Annotated in this window: 36 protein-coding genes and 3 tRNA genes; 1 reads left to right on the top strand and 38 read right to left on the bottom strand. The window is 42.8% G+C overall.

The features are described 5' to 3' along the window. Positions 1–34 precede the first annotated feature (34 nt). Positions 35–1,411 (top strand): ATP-binding protein, encoded by a 1,377-nt coding sequence (locus VFC49_RS10295; RefSeq protein WP_324735470.1) that lies wholly within the window; start codon positions 35–37, stop codon positions 1,409–1,411. Here the strand turns inward: VFC49_RS10295 and VFC49_RS10290 are convergent. From VFC49_RS10290 to VFC49_RS10105, 38 genes are all read right to left on the bottom strand, one after another. Then, positions 1,383–2,003, bottom strand: coding sequence for a DUF3267 domain-containing protein (locus VFC49_RS10290; RefSeq protein WP_324735469.1), 621 nt, complete (start codon positions 2,001–2,003; stop codon positions 1,383–1,385). The two genes, VFC49_RS10295 and VFC49_RS10290, sit on opposite strands and share 29 nt — an antisense overlap. Further along, positions 2,003–3,031 (bottom strand): polyprenyl synthetase family protein, encoded by a 1,029-nt coding sequence (locus tag VFC49_RS10285; protein WP_324735468.1) that lies wholly within the window; start codon positions 3,029–3,031, stop codon positions 2,003–2,005. Before VFC49_RS10285 ends, VFC49_RS10290 begins: the two co-directional genes overlap by 1 nt. A 4-nt stretch (positions 3,032–3,035) precedes the next feature. Beyond that, positions 3,036–4,361 (bottom strand): RNase J family beta-CASP ribonuclease, encoded by a 1,326-nt coding sequence (locus VFC49_RS10280; protein ID WP_324735467.1) that lies wholly within the window; start codon positions 4,359–4,361, stop codon positions 3,036–3,038. Positions 4,362–4,444: 83 nt separating this feature from the next. After that, positions 4,445–5,566 carry a type 2 isopentenyl-diphosphate Delta-isomerase gene (gene fni, locus VFC49_RS10275; RefSeq protein WP_324735466.1) on the bottom strand — a complete coding sequence of 374 codons (1,122 nt, stop codon included), beginning with the start codon at positions 5,564–5,566 and terminating at the stop codon, positions 4,445–4,447. 107 nt (positions 5,567–5,673) lie between these two features. Further along, complete coding sequence (locus VFC49_RS10270) at positions 5,674–6,057, bottom strand: hypothetical protein (RefSeq protein ID WP_324735465.1); 384 nt, start codon at positions 6,055–6,057, stop codon at positions 5,674–5,676. 61 nt (positions 6,058–6,118) lie between these two features. Then, positions 6,119–7,144 carry a hypothetical protein gene (locus VFC49_RS10265; protein WP_324735464.1) on the bottom strand — a complete coding sequence of 342 codons (1,026 nt, stop codon included), beginning with the start codon at positions 7,142–7,144 and terminating at the stop codon, positions 6,119–6,121. 180 nt (positions 7,145–7,324) lie between these two features. Next, positions 7,325–8,104 carry an isopentenyl phosphate kinase gene (locus VFC49_RS10260; RefSeq protein ID WP_324735463.1) on the bottom strand — a complete coding sequence of 260 codons (780 nt, stop codon included), beginning with the start codon at positions 8,102–8,104 and terminating at the stop codon, positions 7,325–7,327. Then, entirely contained in the window at positions 8,101–9,102 is a 1,002-nt protein-coding gene (locus tag VFC49_RS10255; protein WP_324735462.1) for a mevalonate kinase, read from the bottom strand. The genes VFC49_RS10260 and VFC49_RS10255 overlap by 4 nt, the downstream gene beginning before the upstream one ends. Before the next feature lie 95 nt (positions 9,103–9,197). Further along, positions 9,198–10,076 (bottom strand): MEMO1 family protein, encoded by an 879-nt coding sequence (locus VFC49_RS10250; protein ID WP_324736740.1) that lies wholly within the window; start codon positions 10,074–10,076, stop codon positions 9,198–9,200. A gap of 83 nt (positions 10,077–10,159) precedes the next feature. Further along, complete coding sequence (gene rpsB / locus VFC49_RS10245; protein WP_324735461.1) at positions 10,160–10,765, bottom strand: 30S ribosomal protein S2; 606 nt, start codon at positions 10,763–10,765, stop codon at positions 10,160–10,162. 5 nt (positions 10,766–10,770) lie between these two features. Further along, entirely contained in the window at positions 10,771–11,796 is a 1,026-nt protein-coding gene (locus VFC49_RS10240; protein ID WP_324735460.1) for a hypothetical protein, read from the bottom strand. Between the two features lie 6 nt (positions 11,797–11,802). After that, the gene (locus tag VFC49_RS10235) at positions 11,803–11,976 is read right to left on the bottom strand and encodes a DNA-directed RNA polymerase subunit K (RefSeq protein WP_013466411.1); all 174 of its coding nucleotides are present in this window, start codon (positions 11,974–11,976) and stop codon (positions 11,803–11,805) included. A 21-nt stretch (positions 11,977–11,997) separates the two neighbouring features. Beyond that, a tRNA-Pro gene (locus VFC49_RS10230) sits at positions 11,998–12,075 on the bottom strand. A gap of 19 nt (positions 12,076–12,094) precedes the next feature. Beyond that, complete coding sequence (locus VFC49_RS10225; protein WP_042679484.1) at positions 12,095–12,292, bottom strand: DNA-directed RNA polymerase subunit N; 198 nt, start codon at positions 12,290–12,292, stop codon at positions 12,095–12,097. Between the two features lie 57 nt (positions 12,293–12,349). Then, positions 12,350–12,757 (bottom strand): 30S ribosomal protein S9, encoded by a 408-nt coding sequence (locus tag VFC49_RS10220; protein WP_013466409.1) that lies wholly within the window; start codon positions 12,755–12,757, stop codon positions 12,350–12,352. Between the two features lie 10 nt (positions 12,758–12,767). Then, positions 12,768–13,196, bottom strand: a complete 429-nt coding sequence (rplM, locus tag VFC49_RS10215) for a 50S ribosomal protein L13 (protein ID WP_324735459.1) — start codon at positions 13,194–13,196, stop codon at positions 12,768–12,770. A 6-nt stretch (positions 13,197–13,202) separates the two neighbouring features. Then, positions 13,203–13,565, bottom strand: a complete 363-nt coding sequence (locus VFC49_RS10210) for a 50S ribosomal protein L18e (protein WP_324736739.1) — start codon at positions 13,563–13,565, stop codon at positions 13,203–13,205. 50 nt (positions 13,566–13,615) lie between these two features. Continuing rightward, positions 13,616–13,703: transfer RNA gene (locus VFC49_RS10205), tRNA-Leu, on the bottom strand. Between the two features lie 7 nt (positions 13,704–13,710). Beyond that, positions 13,711–14,487, bottom strand: coding sequence for a DNA-directed RNA polymerase subunit D (locus VFC49_RS10200; protein ID WP_324735458.1), 777 nt, complete (start codon positions 14,485–14,487; stop codon positions 13,711–13,713). 33 nt (positions 14,488–14,520) lie between these two features. Beyond that, the gene (locus VFC49_RS10195; protein ID WP_013466405.1) at positions 14,521–14,931 is read right to left on the bottom strand and encodes a 30S ribosomal protein S11; all 411 of its coding nucleotides are present in this window, start codon (positions 14,929–14,931) and stop codon (positions 14,521–14,523) included. Continuing rightward, positions 14,928–15,473: a 30S ribosomal protein S4 gene (locus VFC49_RS10190; RefSeq protein WP_056933129.1), complete on the bottom strand. Its 546-nt coding sequence runs from the start codon at positions 15,471–15,473 to the stop codon at positions 14,928–14,930. The genes VFC49_RS10195 and VFC49_RS10190 overlap by 4 nt, the downstream gene beginning before the upstream one ends. Positions 15,474–15,483: 10 nt before the next feature. Then, on the bottom strand, positions 15,484–15,930 hold the full coding sequence (locus tag VFC49_RS10185) for a 30S ribosomal protein S13 (protein WP_324735457.1): 447 nt from the start codon (positions 15,928–15,930) through the stop codon (positions 15,484–15,486). Positions 15,931–15,970: 40 nt separating this feature from the next. Beyond that, positions 15,971–16,057 (bottom strand) — tRNA-Ser (locus VFC49_RS10180). Next, the gene (locus VFC49_RS10175) at positions 16,043–16,630 is read right to left on the bottom strand and encodes a class I SAM-dependent methyltransferase (protein ID WP_324735456.1); all 588 of its coding nucleotides are present in this window, start codon (positions 16,628–16,630) and stop codon (positions 16,043–16,045) included. The genes VFC49_RS10180 and VFC49_RS10175 overlap by 15 nt, the downstream gene beginning before the upstream one ends. A 38-nt stretch (positions 16,631–16,668) precedes the next feature. Continuing rightward, positions 16,669–16,947, bottom strand: a complete 279-nt coding sequence (locus VFC49_RS10170; protein WP_324735455.1) for a hypothetical protein — start codon at positions 16,945–16,947, stop codon at positions 16,669–16,671. 220 nt (positions 16,948–17,167) lie between these two features. Continuing rightward, positions 17,168–18,172 carry an RNA-guided pseudouridylation complex pseudouridine synthase subunit Cbf5 gene (locus tag VFC49_RS10165; RefSeq protein WP_324736738.1) on the bottom strand — a complete coding sequence of 335 codons (1,005 nt, stop codon included), beginning with the start codon at positions 18,170–18,172 and terminating at the stop codon, positions 17,168–17,170. A gap of 59 nt (positions 18,173–18,231) precedes the next feature. Beyond that, entirely contained in the window at positions 18,232–18,936 is a 705-nt protein-coding gene (locus VFC49_RS10160) for an SDR family NAD(P)-dependent oxidoreductase (RefSeq protein ID WP_324735454.1), read from the bottom strand. 54 nt (positions 18,937–18,990) lie between these two features. After that, on the bottom strand, positions 18,991–19,242 hold the full coding sequence (locus VFC49_RS10155; RefSeq protein WP_324735453.1) for a 50S ribosomal protein L14e: 252 nt from the start codon (positions 19,240–19,242) through the stop codon (positions 18,991–18,993). Positions 19,243–19,255: 13 nt separating this feature from the next. Further along, the gene (cmk, locus tag VFC49_RS10150) at positions 19,256–19,825 is read right to left on the bottom strand and encodes a (d)CMP kinase (RefSeq protein ID WP_324736737.1); all 570 of its coding nucleotides are present in this window, start codon (positions 19,823–19,825) and stop codon (positions 19,256–19,258) included. 28 nt (positions 19,826–19,853) lie between these two features. Then, the gene (locus VFC49_RS10145) at positions 19,854–20,123 is read right to left on the bottom strand and encodes a 50S ribosomal protein L34e (protein ID WP_013466394.1); all 270 of its coding nucleotides are present in this window, start codon (positions 20,121–20,123) and stop codon (positions 19,854–19,856) included. Between the two features lie 46 nt (positions 20,124–20,169). After that, positions 20,170–20,691 (bottom strand): DUF106 domain-containing protein, encoded by a 522-nt coding sequence (locus VFC49_RS10140; protein ID WP_013466393.1) that lies wholly within the window; start codon positions 20,689–20,691, stop codon positions 20,170–20,172. Continuing rightward, positions 20,684–21,274: an adenylate kinase gene (locus VFC49_RS10135; RefSeq protein ID WP_324735452.1), complete on the bottom strand. Its 591-nt coding sequence runs from the start codon at positions 21,272–21,274 to the stop codon at positions 20,684–20,686. Before VFC49_RS10135 ends, VFC49_RS10140 begins: the two co-directional genes overlap by 8 nt. A gap of 98 nt (positions 21,275–21,372) precedes the next feature. After that, positions 21,373–22,761, bottom strand: a complete 1,389-nt coding sequence (gene secY / locus VFC49_RS10130) for a preprotein translocase subunit SecY (RefSeq protein WP_324735451.1) — start codon at positions 22,759–22,761, stop codon at positions 21,373–21,375. A gap of 33 nt (positions 22,762–22,794) precedes the next feature. Beyond that, entirely contained in the window at positions 22,795–23,238 is a 444-nt protein-coding gene (locus VFC49_RS10125) for an uL15m family ribosomal protein (RefSeq protein ID WP_013466390.1), read from the bottom strand. 10 nt (positions 23,239–23,248) lie between these two features. After that, a complete protein-coding gene (locus VFC49_RS10120) occupies positions 23,249–23,716 on the bottom strand; it encodes a 50S ribosomal protein L30 (RefSeq protein WP_324735450.1) in 468 nt (155 codons plus the stop codon). An 11-nt stretch (positions 23,717–23,727) separates the two neighbouring features. Continuing rightward, positions 23,728–24,435, bottom strand: coding sequence for a 30S ribosomal protein S5 (rpsE, locus tag VFC49_RS10115; protein ID WP_324735449.1), 708 nt, complete (start codon positions 24,433–24,435; stop codon positions 23,728–23,730). Next, on the bottom strand, positions 24,432–25,037 hold the full coding sequence (locus VFC49_RS10110) for a 50S ribosomal protein L18 (protein WP_056933121.1): 606 nt from the start codon (positions 25,035–25,037) through the stop codon (positions 24,432–24,434). Before VFC49_RS10110 ends, rpsE begins: the two co-directional genes overlap by 4 nt. 5 nt (positions 25,038–25,042) lie before the next feature. Next, on the bottom strand, positions 25,043–25,486 hold the full coding sequence (locus tag VFC49_RS10105) for a 50S ribosomal protein L19e (protein WP_373419378.1): 444 nt from the start codon (positions 25,484–25,486) through the stop codon (positions 25,043–25,045). Positions 25,487–25,489 lie beyond the last annotated feature (3 nt).

The following is a 25,489-nucleotide window of genomic DNA, read 5'->3' as shown; positions in this document are numbered from 1 at the left end:
AACCCTTAAATTTAATAACGTGATATTAAATATCATGATACTAAAATTCATCGATAGAGGAGAAGAACTCAAAGCCCTCGAGGAGCTTTACATTCAAAATAGAGCTCACCTTATCCTAATCTATGGACGCAGAAGAATTGGAAAAACTGAACTGATTAAACAGTTCATAAAAGACAAACCCAGCTTTTATTTCTTAGCAAGAAATGAACCAATAGAACTTGAACTTAATCGTCTAATTCGGAATTTTAACAGAAAGTTTAACGTTTTCATTGAAGCTCATAGCTTAGAGGAGTTCTTTGAAAAAATTAGGGATTTTGGAAGGATCATCTTTGTCATTGATGAGTTTCCATACTGGGTGGAGGAGGACAAATCAATTCCTTCGGTTTTCCAGTACATATGGGATGAAATTTTAAAAGACTCGCAGATTATGCTCATTCTTCTTGGATCTTCAATTTCCACGATGGAAAGCTTAATGAGCTACAAAAATCCCCTTTACGGAAGGAGAACCGCTCAGCTAAAGCTCTCACCTATTGAGTTCTTCCATTTAAAAGAAGCTTTTCCCCGCTATTCGTGGGAGGATCTCGTGAAACTTTATGGATGCATAGACGGAATTCCCGCGTATTTCCAACACTTTGACGACTCGCTGAGCGTTGAAGAAAACATCGAGCGCAATTTTTACAACAAGGTGAGCATCCTTTATGAAGATGCCGAGAGACTTCTAAAAGATGAACTTAGAGAACCAATAGACTATCTAAACATTCTAAAAGCCATCAATGAAGGAAAAACAAAGCTCACGGAGATAGCCAACGAAACCAAGATTGCAATAACAAACCTGCCAAAATACCTGAAAACACTTGAAACACTCGACTTAATTTACAAAGAGTTTCCAATAACACAAAGAGAGCGCAGAAAGTTTGGAGTTTACCGAGTGAAAGACTTTTACTATCGTTTTTGGCTTCGCTTCGTTTATCCCTACAAAGATGACATAGAGATTGGAGCAATAAGCTTTGAAGATTTTAGAGAGGACTTCAATAAGTATCTTGGAGAGGTTTTTGAAATCGTTGCAAGGCAGTTTCTGATTAGACTGAACATTAAAAGTAAGCTCCCCTTCAAGTTCACAAAAATTGGCAGATGGTGGGACAAAGAGAAAGAGATTGACTTGGTGACTATTAATAGCATCACGCACGAAGCGGGCTTCTTTGAGGTCAAATGGAAGGAACTTTCATACAAAGATGCCATGAAAATCTTAAAGGAACTAAAAGAAAAGCGTAAAAGCATTAAAATAAGCACAAAAGCAGAGCATTACGGATTGATTGCAAAACATGTTGATAGGAAAGAAGAACTTAGGGAGAAAGGCTATTTGGTGTTTGACCTTGGTGACTTCACTTCTCCACAACAACCTCAACCCTAAAGTTAAGAATCAAATACACCAAAACAGCCAAAGCAAGAATCTTGATCATTATGGAAGTTCTCCTCGAAATCCTCGGAAATTCATGAGTAGCTTTTGCAACAGTTCCTTCATCCACAATCAAAGCGTCATCAGGCATTTTACCGATGATCATCAAGGCCAACAAATCACCAGCTAAACCAGAGGTGTTAAAAACAAAAACAATTCCCCACCATGAGCTTTGCAAAGCAAATGTGAGAATGCAAGCTATGATAGACAGCAAAACAGGGGCAATTATAACATAAACCCACTCCCTCTTTCTTAGAGGAGTCCTCACGGCAGTATATGGAGCTAAATTCACTTTTCCAAAAACTGAAATCCCAAACTCAACCTTAGCCCCAAAGAGCTTTGCAGTCAAAGCGTGTAGGGCTTCATGAACAACGACGACAAAAAGCAAAGGAAGAATTAGATAAAACAGCAGATCCCAAAAAGATGCAAAGTTAATGCTGAAATTCAGCGGACTCAAAACTAAACCAGATAAAACAAATAAAATGAAAGCCAGCGAAATTATTTCTCCCTCGTAATCATTCAAGCGAAGGGAGTGAGGGATATCCACTAATACTCCCTCTCCACTATGAAATCAGCGAGCAGTTCAAGATTTTTCCTTGCTTCACTTTCTGGAAGAACTTTCAAGGCTTCTTTGGCTTCCTTTACTAAGTTTTTGGCAAATCTTGAGGCATATTCAATGCTTCCGTATTTCTTGAGCAGTTCAATCGCCTTCCTGACTTCTTCTCTGATGTCTTCCTCAATTATGCCCCTGCCCTTAACATCTCCCGCATACTTACCAAAGACCTTCAAGAATTCGGCTTTATCTTCCTCGCTTGCATGCTGGAAGAAGTGAGCAACTATAAGCGTCTTCTTGCCTTTCCTTATGTCACTCCCAACAGGCTTTCCGAGCTTTTTCTCATCGGCAATTAAGTCAAGGACATCATCCCAAATCTGAAATGCCATCCCAACGTTTCTTCCATACTTTGACAGAGCCTGTATGTACTCTTGGTTGTCTGTTCCAATTATTCCTCCAATCTTTGCCGATGCATCAAAGAGAGCCGCAGTTTTGCCATCAATCATCTTCAGATACTCTTCAATTGTGACTGTATCCCTTGTCTCGAATTCGAGGTCAAGAGCTTGCCCCTCACATATCTCAATGCCCGCTCTTGCTATCGCCCTGACAATTTCAACAATCTTTTCTGCTCTGACTGGAGCTTTTGTTGCCGCATCAAAGACAACAGAATACATTAAATCTCCAGCAAGAATCGCCATGTTGATGCCCCATACTTTGTGAACTGTTGCTCTTCCCCTCCTTGTCTCATCCATATCCATGATATCGTCGTGAATTAACGTATAAGTGTGGAGAATTTCTATAGCAGCAGCTGGATAGAGGGCTTTCCTCCAGTCTCCCCCAACAGCTTCTGCAGCAGTTAGAACGACGAAAGGTCTAACTCTTTTCCCTCCAGCTAATGGGTAGTGTCTGGTTGCCTCATATAATTCTTCTGGCTCTTTTTCAGGTAAAAGCTCAAAGATGACATCATCAACGACTTTTGCCTTTTCTTTTATTGACCGGAAGAGTGCGTCAAACTTGCTCATAGTATCACCTCGAAATTTCAACCTTATATCCATTTCTTGAGACAAACACATCTCTACCAATTAGATACCCTTCCTCTTCTGCAAGTTCAGCGTAATGAGTGAGCATTCTAAACTCTCCATGAGCCGGAACGATGTTTTCAGGGTTGAGCATCTTAATCAGATAACGGTGGTCTTCTCTTGAAGCATGACCAGAGACATGGAGATCTTTTACCATTCTGACACCTTTCATCTTCAATTTAGTTTCCAGTGCATACCTCTGAGCTATGTTTAGAGGGTTTGGAATAACCCCCGCGGAGAAAACAACGGTATCATCCTTTCCTATATTGTAAAGCTCCCCATTTGCCATTCTCGTTAAAACCGCTCCTGGTTCCCCTTGATGTCCAGTTACGATTAGGAGATAGTTTTCCCTCACCTGAGAAACTTCTCTGAGAACTTTTTGAACTGCATTTGGACTCCTGAGAACTCTTGACCCTTTCATTTTTATTAACCCCAATTGTTTAGCTATGCCGGTGTACTTTGCCAAAGAACGACCAACCAAAATTGCCTGCCGTCCCATATTATTGGCTATCTCTATAAGCTCCTGAAGGCGGGCTATATGAGATGCAAAAGTTGTCACTATCAACCCTTTTTCATCCATTCCGTCATAGTAGAAAAAGTCTTCAAGGAGCATTTTTGCAACCGCTTCACTTGGCGTCTTTGTTTCTTCAGCAACCCTTGTGGATTCTGCTATTAAAACCTTAACTCCCTCTTTGCCAATTTCTTTAAGCCTCTTGTAGTCCGGTTTTTCCCCAAGAGGACTGTTGTTGTCAAATTTATAGTCACATGCATAAACTACAGCACCTTCTGGGGTGTGGACAACAACTATTGAAGAATGAGGGATCGAATGAGTGATTTGAACAAATTCAATTGCCAAATTTTCACTAACTTGAACAATCTCACCATATTGAGTCTCATACATTGGGTTTTTAACTTCAAAATACTGTTCGCTCTTGACTTCGCTCTTTGCAAGCTTTATGGTGTACGGAGTTCCATAAATGGGAACATCTGGATAGTGAGGGGCTAACTTCGCTATCGCACCAATATGGTCGAGATGACCATGAGAAAAGGCAATTGCAACGACTTTCTTATTTCTAATTGGAGTATCATCGGGAATTGCACCTATTTTTCTCAGCTCCTTTGAAGGCATTTTCTGAAATTCAACATCTTCATGAATGAGAACCCTATCCAAGCGAATGCCCATGTCTATTATCACAACTTCCCCGTTGTATTCAACAGCCGTCATGTTCTTACCTACTTCCTCATAACCGCCTAAAGTGTAGATATTTATCATGTCTTTTCCTCCCGTGTTTGACCTCTAAGCTCTCACGAGCATAAGGTCAAGCTAAGTAATAATTGAGAGTAGGGTTTAAAAAGCTAAGCTTTTCTCCGCCTTACTCTGAGAAACTCAGCCAAATCGATTCTCTGCTCCAACCACTCCTTTGCAAAGCCTGTAATTACCAGCGGGACTTTTCTAAGCTCTTTCACATTTCTCGCTCCAACAAGAAACATGGCATTTCTGAGCTCATCAATGTACCTCTGAAGAATCCTAATGACCCCTTCAACATCGCCCTTAACTGCAGGTTTCAGCAGAGGCAATGCAACTCCAGCCAAGTTTGCTCCAAGGGCTAAGGCTTTTGCAATCATTATACCATCTCTAATTCCGCCAGTTGATATTATAGGTAAGTCGGTTGCATACCTAACCTCGGCGACACTAACTGCTGTGGGAATCCCCCAGTCCCAGAATTTCAGAGCCAGATTTCTGCTCCTCTCGTCCTTTGCTCTGTAATACTCAACACCGCTCCAGCTCGTGCCTCCAAGACCACCAACGTCAACCCCATCAATACCAATGCTCTCAAGCTTTATCGCAACCTCCATTGAAACCCCAGCACCCGTTTCCTTGGCTATTATTGGATATGGGAACTCACTCTTAAGTTCAGCCAACGCTTTGAGAACCCCCCTGTATTGAGTATCTCCCTCAGGCTGGACACTCTCTTGGAGAGGATTCATGTGGATAGCTAAAGCATCGGCTTGAATCGTCTCGACAGCCTTTAGCGCTTCTTCAATACCATAGGGATCTGGCATGGTCTCAGCGAATTGAGGAGCGCCTAAGTTTCCGATAAGAAAGATATCGGGTGCAACATCCCTAACGTAGTAGCTCTCCCATGTCTCTGGCTTCCTAATCATCGCCCTCTGACTTCCAACCCCCATCGGAATATTTAACTCTTGAGCAGCCTTGGCTAAGGTTTTGTTTATCTTTCCAGCGAGCTGAGAGCCCTTTGTTCCACCTGTCATTCCAGCAATCATTATCGGATAGTCAAATGTCCTTCCAAGAAACTCAACACTCAAGTCAATCTCATCTTTATCAATTTCCGGGAGAGAAGTGTGGACAAAGTGAATATTTTCAAATTGATTGGTTACATGAGCCTCAACTTGCCGTTTTAGGCAGTGCTCAATATGCTCAAACTTCCTAATTATCGTGAGCTCCTCCTTGTCCATAAAAGCACCTCCTAAATGAAAAGTGCAAGAATAGGTTAAGAGATTTTTGGATGGTGCTGGTTTTGAGCTCATCATTGCTCTCGGTAAAAACGTCATCAAATTAGAACTTAGGATACTTCAGGGCAGATGGTGAGTTCTTTCAGGGTTTTCCACTCATTGTTAGTGCCGGGAACTATGTGTACCTGTTCGGTTTTTGTGTTGATCACTACCTTATACAGAGTGCCATTCACGGGAAAACACCCTCCTTCATAAATGGGACATATGATAACATATTTAATTACAGTTCCATTGTTTCGATAAACAACGGAAAAGGGCACCGTATATGTGCAGTTGCCTACAAGTCTCTTAAATTCAATGCTGTTTTTGAGGATATCATCGGCTTTGTTCTCAATTATTAAATTCTTCCTCATAATCTCTCTTAAGCGAAGTTCTTCTTCACTTGGATGTTCTTTTGGCCAGTGATCGTATACCACTCGTAGTAAAAGGAGCAAAAAAAGAAATACGAAAAGCCGGCGTACAAATTTATCATTGCTTGTCACTATCTATCCCCCATCATTGTTCCACATACGAATATGCGTGAACTTCCATGGGATAGTTTGGAATATAATAAATTGGGACATTTAAGTTTATGTGCTGTTGGATTTCTTGTTCTGAGAGGCCCAAAAGATCTGCATATTTTGATAGTTCTCTCGGAGGAATAACATAAACAGTAACAGCCTTTCCATTCAAATGAGCCCTAAATTTAGGAACACTATCTCTTGAAATTGTCAAGAATATTTTATATATTGCATTATACAACTTGTCACTAAGAGTTTGCCTAAAGTTAGCTGGAGGAGACGATGGTGCAGTTGCAGAGATGTAGAAAGATACTGTCATGTATTTGTATGCACCTGCAAGATACATTGCCCTACTTTGAACTTTGCACTTAAATGTTTGACCAAGATCCGCATTAATTTCCCATCTTGTATAATAGCTTGCATCCGAAACGGGATATGTCCATTCCCACTTTGCAGAATGATGGATATCCACATCCGTATAAGCACTTATTAATGATCCTACTAATTGCATCGCTGATAATGCAAAACCAATTCCTGCGTAATCTGCCAATGCACTTATTGCAAAGCTCGCAATACCTAAAGCAGCATTATCTTCCTTAAAGTCTCTTGCGTAATTTGAAGGCCATACGGCTAATTGTCGAGTTATGTCTGTTGTTGGATCAAAGTATATCGAGTATCCACTTCCACCCACTCTTGAAATACTGAACTCCAATCGTTTTATATTCCTCACAGCATTATTTTCGTGTCTGCTAGAAGCTACCGTTAGAATGTGGTAATGGAATTCATAAAGCTTATCTATTGGATCATAAGAAACTCCTCTGAATTCTACAGACGCTGACATTCCAGTGGTTATCTCGCCAAGATATGGTTGAAAATAAATGTCCTTAGCAGATTTCTCCCAATGAGTGCCTCCTCCATAACCTGGATCCAGGTAAGATGGCTTGATAATTGGATTTGTCGCTGTCACTACCGTTGCCCCAAGCATCAACAATCCAACGAGTAGTGCAAGCAGTCTTTTCATGCTTGCACCCCCTACCAAATATTGCAATAATACTTTTAACTTCAAGATTTATAAGTTTTTTCTTTTACGAGTTTTAATTTGTTACGCTTTTTTTTTCATGAGTTCTTACTTTTTAACTGAATTTTCAATAACCCCATCAGTCAAAAGAAAGCTGAGTAAAAGACTAAACAAAAAAGGACATTAAAATCTAAGCCTTGTGCCAACTCTTTGACCTTTGATGGCCTTGCTGAGATTATCCCTAACCTTCCCGTTTATGAAATAAACTTCACTGTGCTCTGCTATCTTTAAAGCCTCTCTCAGCTTGTTTCCAATTCCTCCAGTTACATCAATTCCAGCTGATTCTGAACTTTCCAGCAAATGTCTGATTTCTTCAGCATTGAGCTCTTCAATCAGCTTTGCATCTCTTTCCCTTGGATTCTTGTTGTAAATTCCATCAACGTCCATCAAAAAGATGACTTTGTTCGGCTTAAGCATCTTTGCTAAATAGCTTACTATCTGATCTCCCGAAAGAATGCCTATGCCCTTATCGAGAGCTATTGCCGTGTCCCCAAACAGAATGGGGATAAACTTAAGCTCGAGAAGCTTTCTCAAAATCTCAAGCTCAGCATAAACTATCTCTTTATTTTCAATCAGAAAGATCGATGAGGAAGATACAGAATAAGCAGGCAAGCCTTTCCCTAAGAAAGTTTGAACTATTAAGTCATTAAGCCTGAGCATTGCCTGATGCGTTTTTGAAAAACCAATTCTCTTTCTATCAACATCTCCAACAAGCCCTTCAGTGATTTTGTATTCCTTTGCATTTGGATGCCCAAAGCTCCCGCCACCGTGAACCAATATGAAGTTCTCCTCTGGATAAAACTGAGCAATTTCTTCAGCTATCTGCTCCACTATGTGCTTGTGAAACGAGTATTCCATCTCTTTGTCACTTATTACACTTCCACCAAGTTTGATGATTATCATTCCTCAACCTCCTCTATTCTAAGACCCTCTCTGCTGATCTTTGTTATCATAGGCATTCCACCGGCAATCTTTATTGCTGTTGCCACTTCACTCTGCTTTCCTGGAGCTAAGGCATACATACATCCCCCACCACCGGCGCCCGTAATCTTTGCCCCTAAAGCGCCAGCCTCCCTCGAAGCATATACCAAATCACTTAAGCTCTTTGTTGAGACTCCAAGAGCGTCAAGCAAACCATGATTTATGTTCATGAGTTGTCCAAGAAGCTGGAATTTAATCTCTTTATCGTAATCCGCCAGAATAACCTCTTTGGCTTTCTCAACGACCTTGCCCATTGAGTTCAGGATTGGAGTGATAATATCGGGCATCTCCTCAAAGCTCCTTCTCACTTTTGCAACCAACTCCTTTGTGCTACCGCTTGACCCTGTGTACCCAATGACAATCGGCAACTCTATTGCTGGTAACTCTTCAAACGTACCCTTTTCATAGTAAAGGAAACCACCAATTGCCGAAACTGTTGGATCAATTCCACTCGAAGCTCCCTGGACTAAAAGCTCAGTTTTATGTCCGAGCTTTGCAACTTCTTCCTTTGTGAGCTCCAGGCCCAAAAGTCTTGAAACTGCACCGATTGTTGCAACTGCTACGGCGGCTGATGAACCCAAACCGGCACCAACAGGAATTTGTGACGTTATAGATACCGTAACTCCTTTTTGCTTTCCTGCTTCCTCTAAAACAAGGTTTATGGCTTCTCTTACGTAGCTCAAAACCTCTGCAGCTTTTCCATAATCTGTTTCAAAGTAAATTTCACTTTCCGAAAAAGACACGGTTAACCCAGGGATTTTAATATCCTTTGCCTCAATCCTAATCCTTCCGTTCTTGTTGAACTCAGCCCAAACGTATGTCCTCAAATCAATAGCCGCTGCTATAGCAGGTTTTCCATAAACGACGCTGTGCTCACCGAAAAGAATAATTTTAGCAGGAGCTGATGCAAGAACTCTCATTTTGAACCCTCCATTAAATCCAGTGAAATTTACCCCTAAGAAATTTAAAGCCCAAGATTTATTTTCCTTTTGGTCTCAAAATAGTAAGAGAGGTGTCAAGGCTTTCTCATAACAATCGACGCATAGCCAACTATTGCATCTGTACTTCTGCTGACCTCAAAGCTTGTGGTGTAGTGTAAAAGCTCTGCTTCAAGGGCTCCAGCTAACCTTGAAAACACTATCCCAGTGGCAACTCCACCCGGGCCGCACATTGTGTGATCCATTTTCCTTATCTCCTCAAACATGCCCTTGTAGTCAAATTCCAAGATTTTCTGAATAACCCTGAAGTCCCACTCCTTAATCCTGCCGAGCAGGTCTTCTCCCCTCGCCCTGAAGGGAACGTAGCCGTACATGTAGCCATAGTGCATCATGTCAGTGCTTGCAATCACAACAACATCTCTGCCAAGCTCATGGGAAGCTTCAAAAATTGCTTTTCCTAAATCTTCAGCAACTTCTTCATCTTGTAGCCCTAAAGCTATTGGCACTATTTTGATTTCCTTACCAGCCTTATCAACTATGTACTGTATAAATGGTAGTTGAACCTCTATGGAATGCTCATACTTGTGAGCCAGCTCATCCAAGTCGGCAATGCTGGAACTCTTGACAATTGCTCTGGCTAACTCAGCATCAACTTCAACCCCTCCTAACGGAGTGATCCATTCTCCTTCTGGATATACGGCAACGGGTGAGCCTAAGCCAGTGTGATTTGGCCCTATTATGACGAATGTCTCTGGAAGACCATCTTCATAAATAGCTTTGTATGTTCTTGAAGCCGTATAACCAGAGAAAACATAGCCAGCATGAGGTGCAACGCCCGCTGTTATCTTTCTCTCACTGCCAAGCTCTCCTAAGTCACTGAAAAAGCGTTCAAGCATTATCACCAGCTCTTCGCCAGTAGGATAAAAGCTGCCCGCTACAGCAGAATACCTGATCATCACTACCACCCAAAATAAGTTACGCAGAAGAGCTTATAGGATTTTGGTTAAAATCATTAAGCTAAGAATGAAGAAAAGAAAGCTCAAGTCCTAACAATCCTCATCTCAAAGTCCTCAACCGGAACCTTGAAGTCCTCTCTGCTCTCGATTTCTTTGCGGTTATAGAGAATCTCCCTTGCAAGTATCCAGTAAATCAATGCCAGAGCCTTTCTACCTTTGTTGTTTGTTGGAATTGCCAAGTCAACGTAGCTGAGCAAGTTCTCGGTGTCAACTAATGCCACGATGGGAATTCCAACTTCAACAGCTTCCTTGAGTGCCTGGTGGTCAGCCCTTGGGTCTGTGACAATCAGAACATCTGGCTCAAAGAAGTTTTTGACTGCTGGATTTGTCATTGTCCCTGGAAGGAATCTCCCCGGAATTGCCCTTGCCCCTGTAACTTCGCCAAACTTTTTAACAGGCTTCTGACCGTAGAGTCTAACGCTGACCGCTAAGATTTTGTCTGGCTCAAACTTTGCAAGGAACTTACCAGCAATGCGGAGCCTTTCATCCGTCTTCCTAACATCCAAAACGTAGAGACCATCTTGCCTGACCCTATATATGAACTTCTTCATATCCTTAGTTTTCTGCTGTGTTCCGATGTGAACTCCAGCCGCCAAATATTGGTCGAGTGGAACCAAATACTCATCCATTCCTTTCACCCCTCAAATGTTATTATCCTTCCTCTTTCACCCAAATCTTCGGCTATCCTAATCAGTTCGTTTATTTTAACGAGCGAATCTTTGTAAAGCATTATAGCTGGGCATTTGAGCCCAACAGCCATATGAGGCAAAGCCTCATCAGCCGATTCAAATTTTGCCTCAGCCAATATGGGCGTAATCCTCTCGGATTTCGCATCATTCACAAGGTTGTATAAGTCGGTAAGTGTGCCGAAGTTTATAGGCTTTATTGAAAGCGCGTTGTAGTACCTCCTATCAAGTATATCCTTCTCCTTAAAGAGGTATTCACCATCAACAAAAACTCCATGTGTGCTGGCAATGAGCTCAAGGAAAAGCTCCTCTTCTCCAAGCGGCTTTATATATGCTATGTTGTTGTCCTCAACCGTCCTGAGAACTTCTTCAAGCTCAAGAGGTCTTTTTTGAACAATTCCTATTGCAATATCCAATCCAAGTTCATCACTTGCGACTTCTGAAGCCTTTGAGAGTTCCTCAACACTTATTTTTTCTGTGTGTTCTTCAATCTTGACCATCGCATCAACAACATCTGTTATCTCCATCAAATCTCTGACCATAACGTAGTACTCAAAAGCATCATCACTTGCAAAGCCGATGAGCGGCACTGGAAGCTCCGTTGTAAATGTTCCTCCGATGTAGCTGTAAAGAGGCATCTTCTTTACGTTAGCTGCAGCTTTTGCGACAGCTACTGAAACAGCCAATGCAGTGTTGGCACCTATATGGCTCAAATTGTCCGTCCCATCAATCTCCCAGAGATAACTGTCAATGAGCTCCTGTTCTTGAGCATCAAACCCAATTAGCTCAGGTCCTATGATCTCATCTACTTCGCTAACAGCTCTGTGGGCTTCAACAATGTATAGGGAAGGGTTCTTGTCAACGGGAGCTGCAAATCTCCCAAAGCCAGAGCTGGTTATAACATCAACTTCAATCGAATATTTGCCACCTCTGAGGATTGTAACCCTACCCACAACGTTCTCTATTATCGTCATCTTTCATCAGCTCGGTCTTATAACGGTTATTGGTATTATGCCCTTTTCAAACTCCAATATTGCAGCATCTAACGGGGTTATGCCCTCTGGAACGTCGATCAAGACGGGAGCTCCCATTGCTATCTGCAGTGCTCTTGCTCCAATGATTCTCGCCTTTTCAAATCTCGTGTACTTGAACATGTTTACCACCTATGCCAATTTTGGTGGGGCCGCCGGGATTTGAACCCGGGTCTCCGGCGCCCCAGGCCGAGAGGATGGACCAAGCTACCCCACGGCCCCACCTAAAGAAATGTGGTTTTTAATACACCCTATACTGCATTATGTCATCAATCAACTCAACATGAGTGAGGAGCATTCTCCTGCAGCAGTATCTCTCCAATCCAAGGTCATCAAGCACTTTCTCAGGATCTTCGCCCTTCTCAACACGCTCTTTAAAGATGTAGTATTTATCACCTATGACCTTTCCACATGTAAAGCATCTCACGGGAACTATCAACCAAATCACCTTTTAAAGTTTTAACCAAACTAAAGTTTTAAAGGAAAGCAAACCAATTCAACGATAGCTCTTTTGCCTCTTTGCCCTTGGACCTTTTGTTGACCTGTTTGGCTTGTGTGGCTCAGTTCTTCTGCTGTCGCCGACAAGCATTGTTCTGTCGTACTTCATAAACTTCTCCTTGAGATTCATGTCTCCTGTCCACTCTACTAAAGCCCTTGCAATTGCAACTCTTGCAGCCTCAGCCTGCCCCATGAATCCTCCGCCCTGTACTTTGACATCAATATCAACTTTGCTGACGATTTCTTCACCAGCTAGGATAAGCGGCTCAAGGATCGTGAATCTTGCTATCTCAGGCTCAATAATCTCAACGGGCTTGTTGTTGATCCTTATCCTGCCCTTACCCTCTCTAATCGTTGCCCTTGCAATTGCGGTCTTTCTCTTTCCGGCCGTTTGAATGATCCTCATTATTATCACCTCAGAACTTTCCACCCAAATACTTTGCAACCTCCCCAACCGTCACATACTTGGGCGTCTTAAGCCTTGACATATGTGCTTCCATTATTGTCTCAAACTCTCTTCCTTCAAACTCCTTTGGAACACCGGCGTAAACTTTGAGTCTCTTGAAAGCCTTCCTGCCTCTGTCGGTCTTCCATGGAAGCATCCCTCTAATTGTTCTTCTAACGATCTCGTCACTTCTCTTTGGATAGAAGGGACCTCTTCTTGGGTTTGTCCTTGTTCTAAGCTCAGTTCTCTGTTTATACTTTGCAAAGATGTCCTCTCTGTTTCCAGTGATTATAGCTTTTTCAGCATTGACAATGACGACTTCTTCCCCCTCAAGGAGCATCTTGGCGACTTTTGATGCAAGTCTTCCCAATATGAGACCTTCAGCGTTAATAATTCTCATAGCTCATCACTCCATTATGATTACTCCACTACCTTTTGGATTTCTCTCGATTAGTTCTTCAATTGTTATTGCCTCTCCACCAGCGTTGATAATCTTTTCTTTAGCTTTTTCGCTGAACTTCCACGCGGCTACAACAACCTTATGGTCAAGGTTTCCTGCACCAAGAACACTTCCTGGGACTATAACAACGTCCCCTTCCTTTGTGTATCTGTTAATTTTGCTGATGTTCACCTCAGCTCTCTGCCTTCTTGGTCTTTCAAGACGCCAAGCTATGTCCTTCCATATCCTTACTCCTTCCTCGTTTGACTTCTTCCTTAAATACCTTATAAGCCTTCTCAAATTAATATCAGTTGGACCAGTTCTCTTCATGAGCATTCCTCCTCAATTCCTTCTCGCAGCGAGGGACGGGGTGATCATTATGGTGCGGGGGCGGGGATTTGAACCCCGGAACCCCTACGGGACGGGACCCTGAATCCCGCGCCTTTGACCAGGCTCGGCAACCCCCGCACTACGGCTATTCGGCTAATTTATGAAGCTCGTTTATAAATTTATCGCTCTTTCTCATTAAAATCTTGAGCGCTATGCTCACTATTTCCTCAACTGGCAGTTCTCCGTTGCTTTCTACTGTAAACACGAATGTATCCGGCACAATTTCTTCTTTAATCAGAGTGCCAATGTACTGCTCAAATTCTCTTGGAAGATAGAAAGCAGTGATTGTCTTTATTACCAGCTCCTCTTCGGTTTCTTCGATAGGTAGTTTTCTTTTCTTTGCCAGCTTCTTTATTTTCTCCCACTCTGGAACTTCTTTGCTGACATGAATCTCTGTGAGGTATTTGTAATAAGCAAAGCCCGGCTGCCACTTCGCATGATCTTTTCCTCTTCCAAGCTTGGCATAGGCATTTAGAGTCAATTTTTGACCTTCAGCCAGCTTTACAATCGGTATGTTTGGTGTCACAGGTTTAACATCAGGATCATCACTCTTTAAATCACCTGAGTACACTATACCCGGTCCTTCAGCCTCTAAGCTTAAAGTGACAGTATATTCATCAAGCTCAAGAGCATCGAGCTCAAACCTGTCATATGGAGTGGTAAGGGGTATCATAGCCAAGCGGTGTGCTATAATCTCATCGAAAAGGGCTGAATCGTTCTCATAGAACTCAACCTCATCAACTGCAAAAGTCGGAACCTCTCCGATTATCACCCTTCTCAGTGCATTTGCGAAAGCTGCATCAACGCCCTCTAAGATAAAGCGAATTGCATCTTCCCTTTTTTCAAGAACTTTGATTTTCATTTTTTCTCACCAAAAAAGAAGTTGTAAAGAAAGCTAAACTCTTCTACCCCTACGACCGCCCTTGGGTCTTGTACCATCATGAGGTATTGGTGTTACGTCCTCAACGCGACCGATCTTGAGACCAGCCCTGGCTAAAGCTCTAATTGCTGCCTGAGCACCAGGTCCAGGTGTTTTGCTCTTACTTCCCCCGGGGGCTCTAACTTTAATGTGAACACCAACAATACCCTTCTCCAAAGCCTCTTCAGCTGCCCTCTTGGCAGCGATCATTGCTGCATACGGAGATGGCTCATCTCTGTCTGCCTTAACAACCATACCGCCGCTCCATCTTGAAATTGTCTCTGCACCTGTGAGGTCAGTTATGTGAATTATGGTGTTGTTGTATGAGGAGTAAATGTGAGCAACTCCCCATTTCTCTTTCTTCTTAATATTTACCTCCTCACTCATTGAGCCTCACCCGCCTGCTTAGCCTGCTCAATAACAACCCTCTCGGGGTGTGACTCCTTAGCAAAAGGCGAGGTCTTTGCATAGGTTATACCATCTTCCTCTTCTCTGAGAACGAGGTAGCTTGGTGACCTGATTATTTGCCCGTTGACCTCTATGTGCCCGTGAACAATGAGCTGTCTTGCCTGTTTAATTGTCCTTGCAAGTCCCTTCTTATAAACAAGTGTCTGAAGTCTTCTCTCTAAGATGTCTTCAATTGTAAGTGAGAGAACGTCATCCAATACTGCATTTTCTGGAAGGAGCCCAAGTCTTGCTAATCTCTGAAGGAGCTGCTGCCTCTCGATTTCTGCCTGCTTTCCTCTTGCCGCAAGAAGTCTTCTTGCTCTTCTTCTGAACTCCTTAAGCTGAGTCTCGTGCTTCCAAAGCTCTTTCTTGTTTTTGAGAGCGTACTTCTTCATCAAAACTCTTTCTCTGTCAAGCCTTTCCTTAATCCATGGATGAGAGGGAGTTTCGTACTTCTTCCTTTGTCTCTTAGGGTCTCCCATTTATATCACCTCACTTCTTCTTTCTCCTTACACCGACTGTTGTTCCTCTTCTGAAGTTTGACCTCGTTCTCTGTCCTCTCAATGGCAAGCCAAGCTCGTGTCTAATGCCTCTGTATGCCCTAATTCTCCTGAGCCTGTTGATGTCCTCACGCCATGCCATGACAAGCTTTGCACCAATGAGGTGCATGTCCCTTCCAGTCTCGTAGTCCTTTGGTCTGTTTACTGCCCAGGGTGGGATTCCATGTTTAACTGGATCTTCAAGGATTTTCTCAATAAGCTTAACCTGCTCGTCTGTTAGATAACCTGCCTTCTGAAATGGATCTAATCCAGCAACTCTGCACACCATCGTGGCAAAGTTTATGCCTATCCCTTTTATTCCTGTGAGCGCCCATCTAAGTTGCTTATTCCCATCCAAATCGACTCCCGCAACACGAACGATGTGTCTGAAATCTGCCATTATAACTACACCTCCAGCTTCAATCCTTCAAAGAGGATTTTGGCGCCGGGACGGGGATTTGAACCCCGGCGGGCAAACGCCCACGGGCTCTCAAGGCCCGCGCCATCCCAGGCTAGGCGATCCCGGCATATACCCTATAACCACTCCCCTTAGCTAATTCTCTCACATCATTAAAGGTTTGCTCCATTAGGGCTTTAATAAACTTTGCGCCCTGATTAGTTCTTATCACCAGCTGGAGCAGACCTCCATCGTAGAGATGCTTGGGAGCATTTATAACTATTTCCCTCAAAACTTCCTTGCCAGCATGCACCGGAGGGTTTGTAATTATGCTGTGAAACTTTTCTCCTTTGATGGGTTCATAAAGATTGCCCCACCTAACCTCGGCATTCTTCACATTGTTGATTTTTAAGTTTTTCTTTGCTATACTTACCGCTCTCCTGTTAATGTCAGTCATGACAACGTAATCAACGAATTTAGATATCACAATGCCAATTGCACCATACCCACAGCCTAAATCCAAAACACGCCAGTCTTTTTCGAGAATAGCATTTTCAACCAATAACCGGGTGCCTTCGTCATATTTACCAAAAGAGAAGACTCCGCTCGCTGTAATGAACTTAAAATACTGTCCTCTAATAAATACCTCAATTGTCTTGGTTTTTAGTGGAACATTGGGATTCTCGGAATAGTAGTGGCTCATGGTTGAAGATTCACTGAGAAGGTTTAAAAAGATGGCTCTTATCTCCCTGTCAATGTCCCAGATTTAATTACATACAGCGTGGTCAAAGCTATTATGATTAACCATGCCCATGACAGAGCTCCAATGACAGTTGCCCCTGTATATTCTCGAAGAGACATGTAATTTGCAATGCTTATTGATAAAACAAACAACGCTATTTCGATATTTAAGAGCCAGCCTTCTCTACTTATCCTTTTCCGATGCACTAAAAGGAAAAGAAAGTACAACAAGCCGATAAACATACCAGCATAGACTCCTAGTTTGTCCCATGACATCATACTACCACATCTCCATAGTGCCACTGAAATTAATATTCAATCAACCTTCTTATAACCTTTCCTTTTACCAAATGTAATTATTTCCGCTTTTTTGTAGAATTAGGATACCCAACCAATAGTTTCACTAAGCCTATTTGAACTATATACTATATTAAGAAGGGGGTAAAGCCATACCTAAATGAGCGCAACAGTGGAAAAAAAGTTTATGAAAAGTCCACAATCACCACATCTTTGGATACCAATCCCTTGGCATGAAGACCTTTTCAACATCTACAGCTATTCCCTTGCTCTTGTTGAGCATCTCTTGGCTTGTCATCATAGCTTTTCCTAACGCAACAAGTTCATCCTTGAGGGTCATTACAGCAACCAAATCTCCTCTCTTTATGCCAGCGTGAAGCTTAACAATCCCAGGAACTGCCAAATCAGCTCCATAAGTCACAGCGGCAACTGCAGAATCTCTTATCCATACCTTCGGCAGATGTTCCACAGCTTTCTCCATTGGCTGGATTGCTTTCCTGAAGTACTCCTCTATTCCATCCTCCTTCCAGAAGTGATAGTAATCTACAAGGTCATGCAAAGTCACTAATGTTTCATCCTCCTTAAATGGCCCGCTCCTCGTTCTTCTCAACTCGGCCATGTGAGCACCAACACCCAAAGCCAGCCCAATGTGGTGAATAAGTGAACGTATGTAAGTTCCAGCTTCAACGCCGACTCTGAAGAGCACATCCTTGCCGTCAATCTCCAAAATTTCAATGTAGTAAACCTTTCTCGTTCTCAATCTTCTCTTAACGGCACTTCTTAGAGGAGGTCTCTGAATGATCTCCCCCTCAAACTCCTTCATGACTTTGTGGATTTTATCCTCTGGAACCTCTCCATGGAGATGCATTAAGGCTATATACTCCTTTCCCGCAGGTAGAAGAGCCTGAACCACACGGGTTGCTTTCTCAAGGGCAACCGGTAAAACACCGCTGACCTTTGGATCAAGTGTTCCCCCATGACCCGCTTTCTTTAAGTTAAAGAGCTTTTTAATCCACGCAACAACCTCGTGACTTGTCGGTCCTGGAGGCTTGTCTAAGTTGATTATGCCAAACTGCATGTGCATTTCTATTGGTCTTTTTTCTGGAGGAAAGCCCCATTTTGGGTTAGTTTCAGCTTTTTCATCTTTGATTAACACTTCCCTCTTGATGTCTGTAGGAAGGATTCTCCTAACTTCATCTCTCGCCATGAGCATCACCCAATGATTGCCATGTAAGAATCTCAGAATTTTGCTTTATAAATCTGCCCTCAGAATTTGAACTTATAATCAAATGCTGGCCATCTCGGGAAGTACTTCGCAATCCTGATGTAAAAGGGAACAAAAACTTCACTTTTGTTTTTGTGAATTGCTTCAATAATGGCATCAGCAACTTTTTCTGCTGGGATTGCTCCCTTTGGTACTCTCTTCCAGAAAGGGGTAGCAACTTGTTTTGGGTAAATCCGGATGACACTAATACCCCTATTTTTAAGCTCTTTTTCAAGATTTATTGCAAGATAGTGGAGGGCTGCCTTTGATGCACCATAAGCCGGTAAATCCACAGAATTTATAAAAGCAGCACCACTAATTATAAAAACTACTTTCCCACCTCTGGGAATCATGTCCAGAAACTCCTTCGTAAGCGCAATTGGGGCTATTACATTTACTTTGAAAAGCCTCTCAAGCTCATCTTCATCTTGCTCAAGAAGGGGTTTAGCTACAGCAAAGCCCGCGTTGTTAATGAGAAGATCAAGCCTTCCAATACTCCTTTGTTCCAGCGCCTTTCTAATCCTTTTTGCCGCTCCTTTTTCACTTAAATCCATAATAATGTAGTCAAAATTTTCGAGTGAGCTAAGCTTTCTCAGGGCTTTTTCATTCCTGCCAACTCCAATAACAAAATAATCCTGCTCAATCAATCTTTTTACAATTAACTTTCCAATTCCACCGGAAGCTCCAGTAACAAGTGCATTTTTCATAAATCTCACCCAAGTAAGAATTAGAAAAGAGAAGTCAAAAAGCTTGGCTTAGTTTCAAGCCAAGCTGATTCCAGCCTGCTCCAAAGCAGCCTTAACTTCCTCGTCGCTTGCTCCTCTTTGGATGTTGATCTTCTCCGGAAGCGGCTCAATGTGCTTTATGTTCATCCTTCTTCTCTTAACCTTATTCAGGCCTGCTCCAGTAACGAGGACAAAGTTCTTGTCAATTATATCAACCACAACAACCTTTTGTCCAGCTCTTCTTCCGGCAATAACAACAGCTATTCTCCCTATATCAATTGCTGGCATTCATCCCACCTCCTCATTTTTTCTTTCTAAACCCCGTGTCGCCATCGGGGTACAGGTGGTCGATGGCGGCCTTCACAATAGCGAAGACCCCATCGGGCGACCATTTCGAAGTGTCTATGACCAAATCATAAATCGAAAGGTCGTTGATGTCAATACCATAAAGGTTTAAATATCTTTTCCTATTTTGCTTTTCCCTCTCGGCAATCTGCATGAATGCCTCCTCAACACTAATGCCCTCTCTCCTCGCAACCCTTTCAGCTCTAACTTTAATTGGGGCATCAAGCCATATTTTAAGGTCAGCATTCCTAACCATCCAACCGGCTAAACGACCCTCAATCACGACGTTGCACTCTTTTGCAGCCTCAACTTGCCTCCGATCTACTTCTCTGTCGATTTCTGGGTGGAGCTCAGCGTATTTTTGAAACTCTTGCAGAGTCATGCCCATTTCCCTTGCCATCTGCCTGAAAATTAAGCCGGCATATATGTGCTTAAATCCGTAGTGCCTGGCGATGTTCCTGCAGAGCGTCGTTGTGCCTGAACCAGCTAAACCGCTTACTGTTATCACTAAGCAGCCTTTTGGCATTTCAACCACTTATAAAAGTTTTAAAAAATCAGGAAATTTGAGCTCTAACCTGAGCCTTCATAACCTTACGCATGCAGCTTGGACAGAGGTGTGGCATCGGTCTCTCTGGTCTCTTCTTGGTCTTTGGCAACTTCCTCAGTTCACTTGGTCTTCCTCTTGGAATGCCGTTAAGTGGTCTTCCACACATTGCACAGTGGGCTATCTTTGGCTTCCTTCTCTCAAAGTGTATGACAGTCCTTCCTCCAGGGGTTCTAACGTATTTCCTCCTCCATGACCTTGATCTATACATTGGTTTCATTTTCTCCACCTCGCTTAGCATTTTTGTTCAGCATTTTTAAACTTAACTAAGCCATATCAAGCAGCTTTCTTAAAACCTGTCCTACTACCATCGAAGTCAGGATGTACCATCCAATGTAACCGAGCTCATTTGCATGGAGAGCCGATGACTTGTGGAAAAAGTCAGCCAGGAAAAAGTTGAATGGCAATTTTACGACAACAACTTCGGTGTACCATCTCCTCATCCATCCAAAGAATATCCAGAATATTGGCATTGTCACGAGCATTGGCTTAAAGAACGTATCCTTCATAACCTCATTCTGGAGCTTTAAAAGCTCCATCTGTTTCTGTTGAAGTTTTCTAAGTTTCTTTTCATCTCCCGACTTCTTTGCTTCATTCCATTCCTTTTGGAACTCTTTGCTGAGTTTCTGAAGTCTCTTCATCTTCTCTTGGTCAACTAAGAAATAATTTACTAATGTAAAGAATGCACCCAAGAGTATTCCTGAAATTGTCACTACCCATAATGGATGAGTTGAGACCAGCAACGGTCCAAATACCTTATCCAGTACAGCATATATAGGCTCAAGCATATTCCTCCACCGCCAAATCAAGTATTTTTACTAACTCATTAACCGCCTCTTCAAGACCCTTATCTTCATGGTTTTCAATTATCTTTATAAGTGCATTGGAATGCATTGCATAGCTTATCGCAGCAGCCCTATTTAAATCTTGATGTCTCTGGATTTGTTCTTCAGTTTCAACATCTCTATCTCTTTTGAGATCCCTCAATCTTCTTCCGAGGATCTCGCTTGGAGTGGCTTCTATTATTACAATGAAAGTGGGGTTTATTGTCTCAATAACTTTTCGAGGAAATCCAAGCAGATAGCCGAGAGGGGTTCTGATCGTTGCATGAGTATCTAACAAGACGGGTTCTTTTTTTGCTATCTCTGCAATTTTTTCTGCTACTTTCTGCTGAAGGATTCTCTGCTTTGGCAGATCCAGTTTTCTCATCTCATCCCTGTGCCTAACCCAGCCCAACTTTACAGCTTCCTCAAACATTAAGTCTCCAAAGTTGATGAGCCTGAATTTAGCCCGGGTTCTTCTTAAAGCTAATCTTGTTATAGTACTCTTACCTACCCCAGGAATACCAGTTATCATGACCACAAATGGCATCGATACCACCCTAATGAATCTGAGATTAAGCTCAATGAAATTTGCTGTCAAAGGGATAAAAGAAGTGGGGGTTTAAAGATTTTTTGGAAAAAGAAATGTCAACCAAAGAACCTGCGCAACATTGGGAACATTTCGCTTACTTGCTCTCTGGCTATCTCTTCATAGAACCTGTAGAGTATACCAACAGTCAGCAGTATTCCAGTTCCAGTTCCTAATGCTCCAAGGAAATCTGCCAGTATTGCAACCACTGCCAATGTAAATGAACCCCAGAAGGTTACGTATGGAATGTACCTCTGGAGGACCCTCTCCAGTATTCTTGGATCTCTCCTGAATCCGGGGATCTGAAGCCCTGCTCTTTGAAGTTGTCTTGCTATACTTTTTGCATCCAATCCAGTTAGCTCAACCCAGAGAAATCCAAATATCAGTGACCAAGTGATTGTCATGAGAGCATAGATTAGAGCCCTTCCTGGATCAGCCGTAACGTGGAAAATGTCCCTTGGAGGAATTGTATACCTGACAAATCCCGAAATCGCTGCACCTGTTTCTGGGTCAAACTGCCCCAAAATTGGATATCCGATTCTTTGCAGTAATCTCGCCCAGAGCTGGATATTTGCATAAAGTGCAAAAGTCAGGATAATTGGAATGTTTGAAACGTACATGAACCTGATTGGATATCTTCCCCTAACCGTGACTCTTCCGTAGCTGAGTGGAATTTCAACACGCATGCTTTCTAAGTAAACCACTATGAGGAAGACAACAAATGTTGCAAGCACATTGCTCATGTCTGGCAGGTTACCTCTATAAAATCCACCTGTCAAATCACCGTTGATTAAATGCTGGATAAACGCAGGAATCGCACCAATTATAGCAGGTTTTCCAGTGAGGGGATCAATCACTTGAGTTGTGGTTAGTGGGTTGAACGCTCTTGTAATTATTGTCTGGGAAACACCAGCCGCAATGAAAAGGCTTATACCACTCCCAATTCCCCATTTGCTCACAAGTTCATCCATTATGATGAGCAGTATTCCACCCATAGCCAGTTGCAGCATCAGGAGTATTTTAATGCTTAATGCTGGATTCCCAAAGGCACCGGCAAATACATAGATGGCTGCCTCAAAGAAGCACATGAACACTGCGAATACCCTCTGCAGTGCCTGATAGAACCTTCTATCCTCATGATCAGATAAATCAAGCTTAATAATTTCAGAACCGACTAAAAGCTGCATGATAATTCCGGCTGTGACTATAGGTCCGATACCCAGAGTGAGAATGCTTCCACTTCTACCCGCAAGAACAACTCTCAAAGTTTGAAAATAATCCTGAACAGTTGGAGGCATTCCAAATAGGGGTATTTCTGAGAGTATAAAGTATAACAACAATACAATACCCGTCCAAGCAAACTTTTCTTTCAAGGGGACATGTCGTTTTGGTCTTTCGATTTCTGGAAACCATCTTTCTAATGCATATACTACATCTCTTACGCCCATGATTAACACCTGCCAAAAGTTAAAATAAAAAGATCAAGCAAGGACAGCCTCTCCCCCTGCTTCTCTAATCTTTTCCTGAGCCTTGGGGGAGAATGCATAAGCTTTAATGACCAAAGGCTTTGTGAGCTTTCCAGTACCTAAGACTTTGTCGGCGAACTGGGTTGTGTCAACGATGATCTTTCCATTCTCTTCATATGCAACTCCCATCTGCATGAGCTCGTCCAAGTGCTCATCAATGAACTTCAAGTTAACAGCAACAATTTCTCTTTGGACAGCTTTTGGTCTGCTGAATCCTCTCTTACCGAGATGATCAGGCATGTACTTAATAACCCAAGTCCACTTTGTCTTCTTTCTCTTCCCAGTTCCTGCCATTCCTCTACCGCCTTTGTGACCTCCGCCCCTGTGCTTTTTCTTGCATCCCCAGCCATGAGTGTGGGAACCACGAAGCTTTCTCACTTTCTTCCTTCTCCTAATCATCACAAGCACCTCACAGCATTCTTTCTATAAGCTCATTAATCTTCTCGCCTCTGTAGCCCAAAGCTCCTCCCTCTTTGAATGTCCTCTTCTTGCTTCCCTTGAAGCCCCCCCTTGGTGGATGGAGTCTAAAGACTGGCTTAAGATTTGGCAAGTCGCTGAGCTTCATTTCTCCGTTAATGACTTTTTCTGCGAATTCTTCAATTGTCATTCCGAGCTTCTCCTGAACGTACTCATCTGTAACCCTCTTGTTCCCGATTAATCTGCCCCTCTTCCTTATGAGCTTTGCAAGTGTTTCTGCGTTAATTTCACCCCATGTAATGTAGTCCTTTGCCTTCTGAATCATTCCCTTGTAGCTTGGCGTGTCATCAACTATAACGAGATGATTAACCTTGTGAAGTCTGAGCATTGCAAGTGTATCCTTCACTGGTCTCTTAACTCCAACCCTTCCTCTAACCCTAATTATTGCTATTTTTGCCATCTTTGCTCACCTCACAGTTCAAAGCTCTGGGGCATCTCTCTACCAACGACTATACCGTACTTCTCAATCATTTCTGGTTTAATGGCAACCCTGTTAGTGTTGTAGAGTGCATCGAACACTGCCTTTGCGAAGTTAACTGTTGTTCTTGTTTCACCAAAGCTCTGGCTCCAGACGTCTTTAACTCCCGCCAATGTTAGTATCTTCTTGCCCACATCGCCTATAACGAGACCAAGACCTCTTGGTCCAGGCATGAGCTTAACCCTAACGCTTCCCTCTTTCCCCTCAACGGTGAATGGAACTGAGTGCGGTCTCCTGCATCTGCACTCCCATGAACCACAGCCCCTCTTAATTTCAATGATGTTCATCTTGGCGTAGTTTATCGCTTTTCTAATTGCAATTCCCACTTCCTTTCCGTGACCAATGCCCAATCCGACATAGCCATCTCTGTTACCAACTGCTGCCAAGACCCTGAATCTTACCCTTCTACCGCTGTCAGTCATTCTAACTGTCAGGGCAATGTCAAGAACTTGCTGGTTTTCCCTTGCGTTAACCTCCGGCAGTAAAACGTCAACAATCTCTGGCTCCTTAATCTGGTACCCTTTTCTGAATACTTCATGAATGTCGGTAATCTGTCCTTCTTTAACAAGCATGCCCAACTTAGTCCTGGGCTGCCACTCCTCCAATACCCTTTGAGCGTATTCCCTCCAGTCTTGGCTCATTCTCTCGCCTCCTCAAACTTTTCAATTATTCTCGCTTTGACCTCATCAAAGTGCTCTGGGAGCTTTTCAGGTTCGAGACCCTTAAGGAGATAACCGCCAAACTGTCTCCTATACCTCTCTTCATCTTCCTCTTTGAGCATCTTAGCGTATTCGGCTATGTGTTCTCCCCTGATCCTATAATCCTCTGGGTAAATTTCCTCGCTGTGCGGAACGTTTAAACCAGCGTCAACTGCACCTTTAAGGACTGCAAAGATGCTCGAACCTCTTGTTGGTGGGTGTAAGCCTATATCAAGGATGGCTTCGCTTATTCCTTTCTGCAACGCCTTGTAACCGATAAGCAGACCAAGCAGATAAGCACTTGGTGTGTTTCCTCCATGCCCCTTCCAGCCAAAGTCCCTCATCAATTCCCTTGTATGAGCTGAAACCAAAGTTCTGTCACCTTTTGGATCGTAAACGATGATTTGGGCAATGTGATGGTTTAATGTTTTTCTAACAACTAACCTTGGCTTGCCCGACTTGAGTAGGGCTAAGCGCTTGTGATAGTTAGTCTTACCTTCTCTCCTTCTCCTGAATGGAACCCTATATCTTGGTCCGTGTGCCATTTATATCACCTCTTCAATATTCCCTTCTCCTCAAGGAACAGGTAGAGCTGGTGCTTGTTCTTGAACTGTCCACCTTTTGCTCTTATGTACAATCTCCTGTAGGTGTGAACATCTATCTTCTTCTCTGCCTTGAGCTTTCTAAGTTCTTTTCTCAATGCCCTGATGGTCATAATCCATCTCTCCTTCTTGCCCATTCTCGCTGTCTTCTTACCCTTTCTGCTTCCTGGCCCCCTGTGTCTTCCTTTCTTTCTCTGCTCGTGCCTTATTTTAGCTCTGTAAGTGCTCTGTCCCTTGACTGGTTTTTTCTTAATGACCCCCTCTTTTATCAAACGCTTAATATCTTCCCTTGTAATTGCGGATTTGACATCCTCAATTCTCTCAGGGTCAATCCAAATTCTGTTCTCACCACATTTCAAAATCTCAGCAGCAATTCTTCTCTGCATTCTCATGAT

Source organism: Thermococcus sp. SY098 (genome assembly GCF_035621495.1).
Lineage (GTDB): Archaea > Methanobacteriota_B > Thermococci > Thermococcales > Thermococcaceae > Thermococcus_B.
Note: the sequence above shows the minus strand (reverse complement) of the source record. Positions and strands in the feature narration are given on the sequence as shown.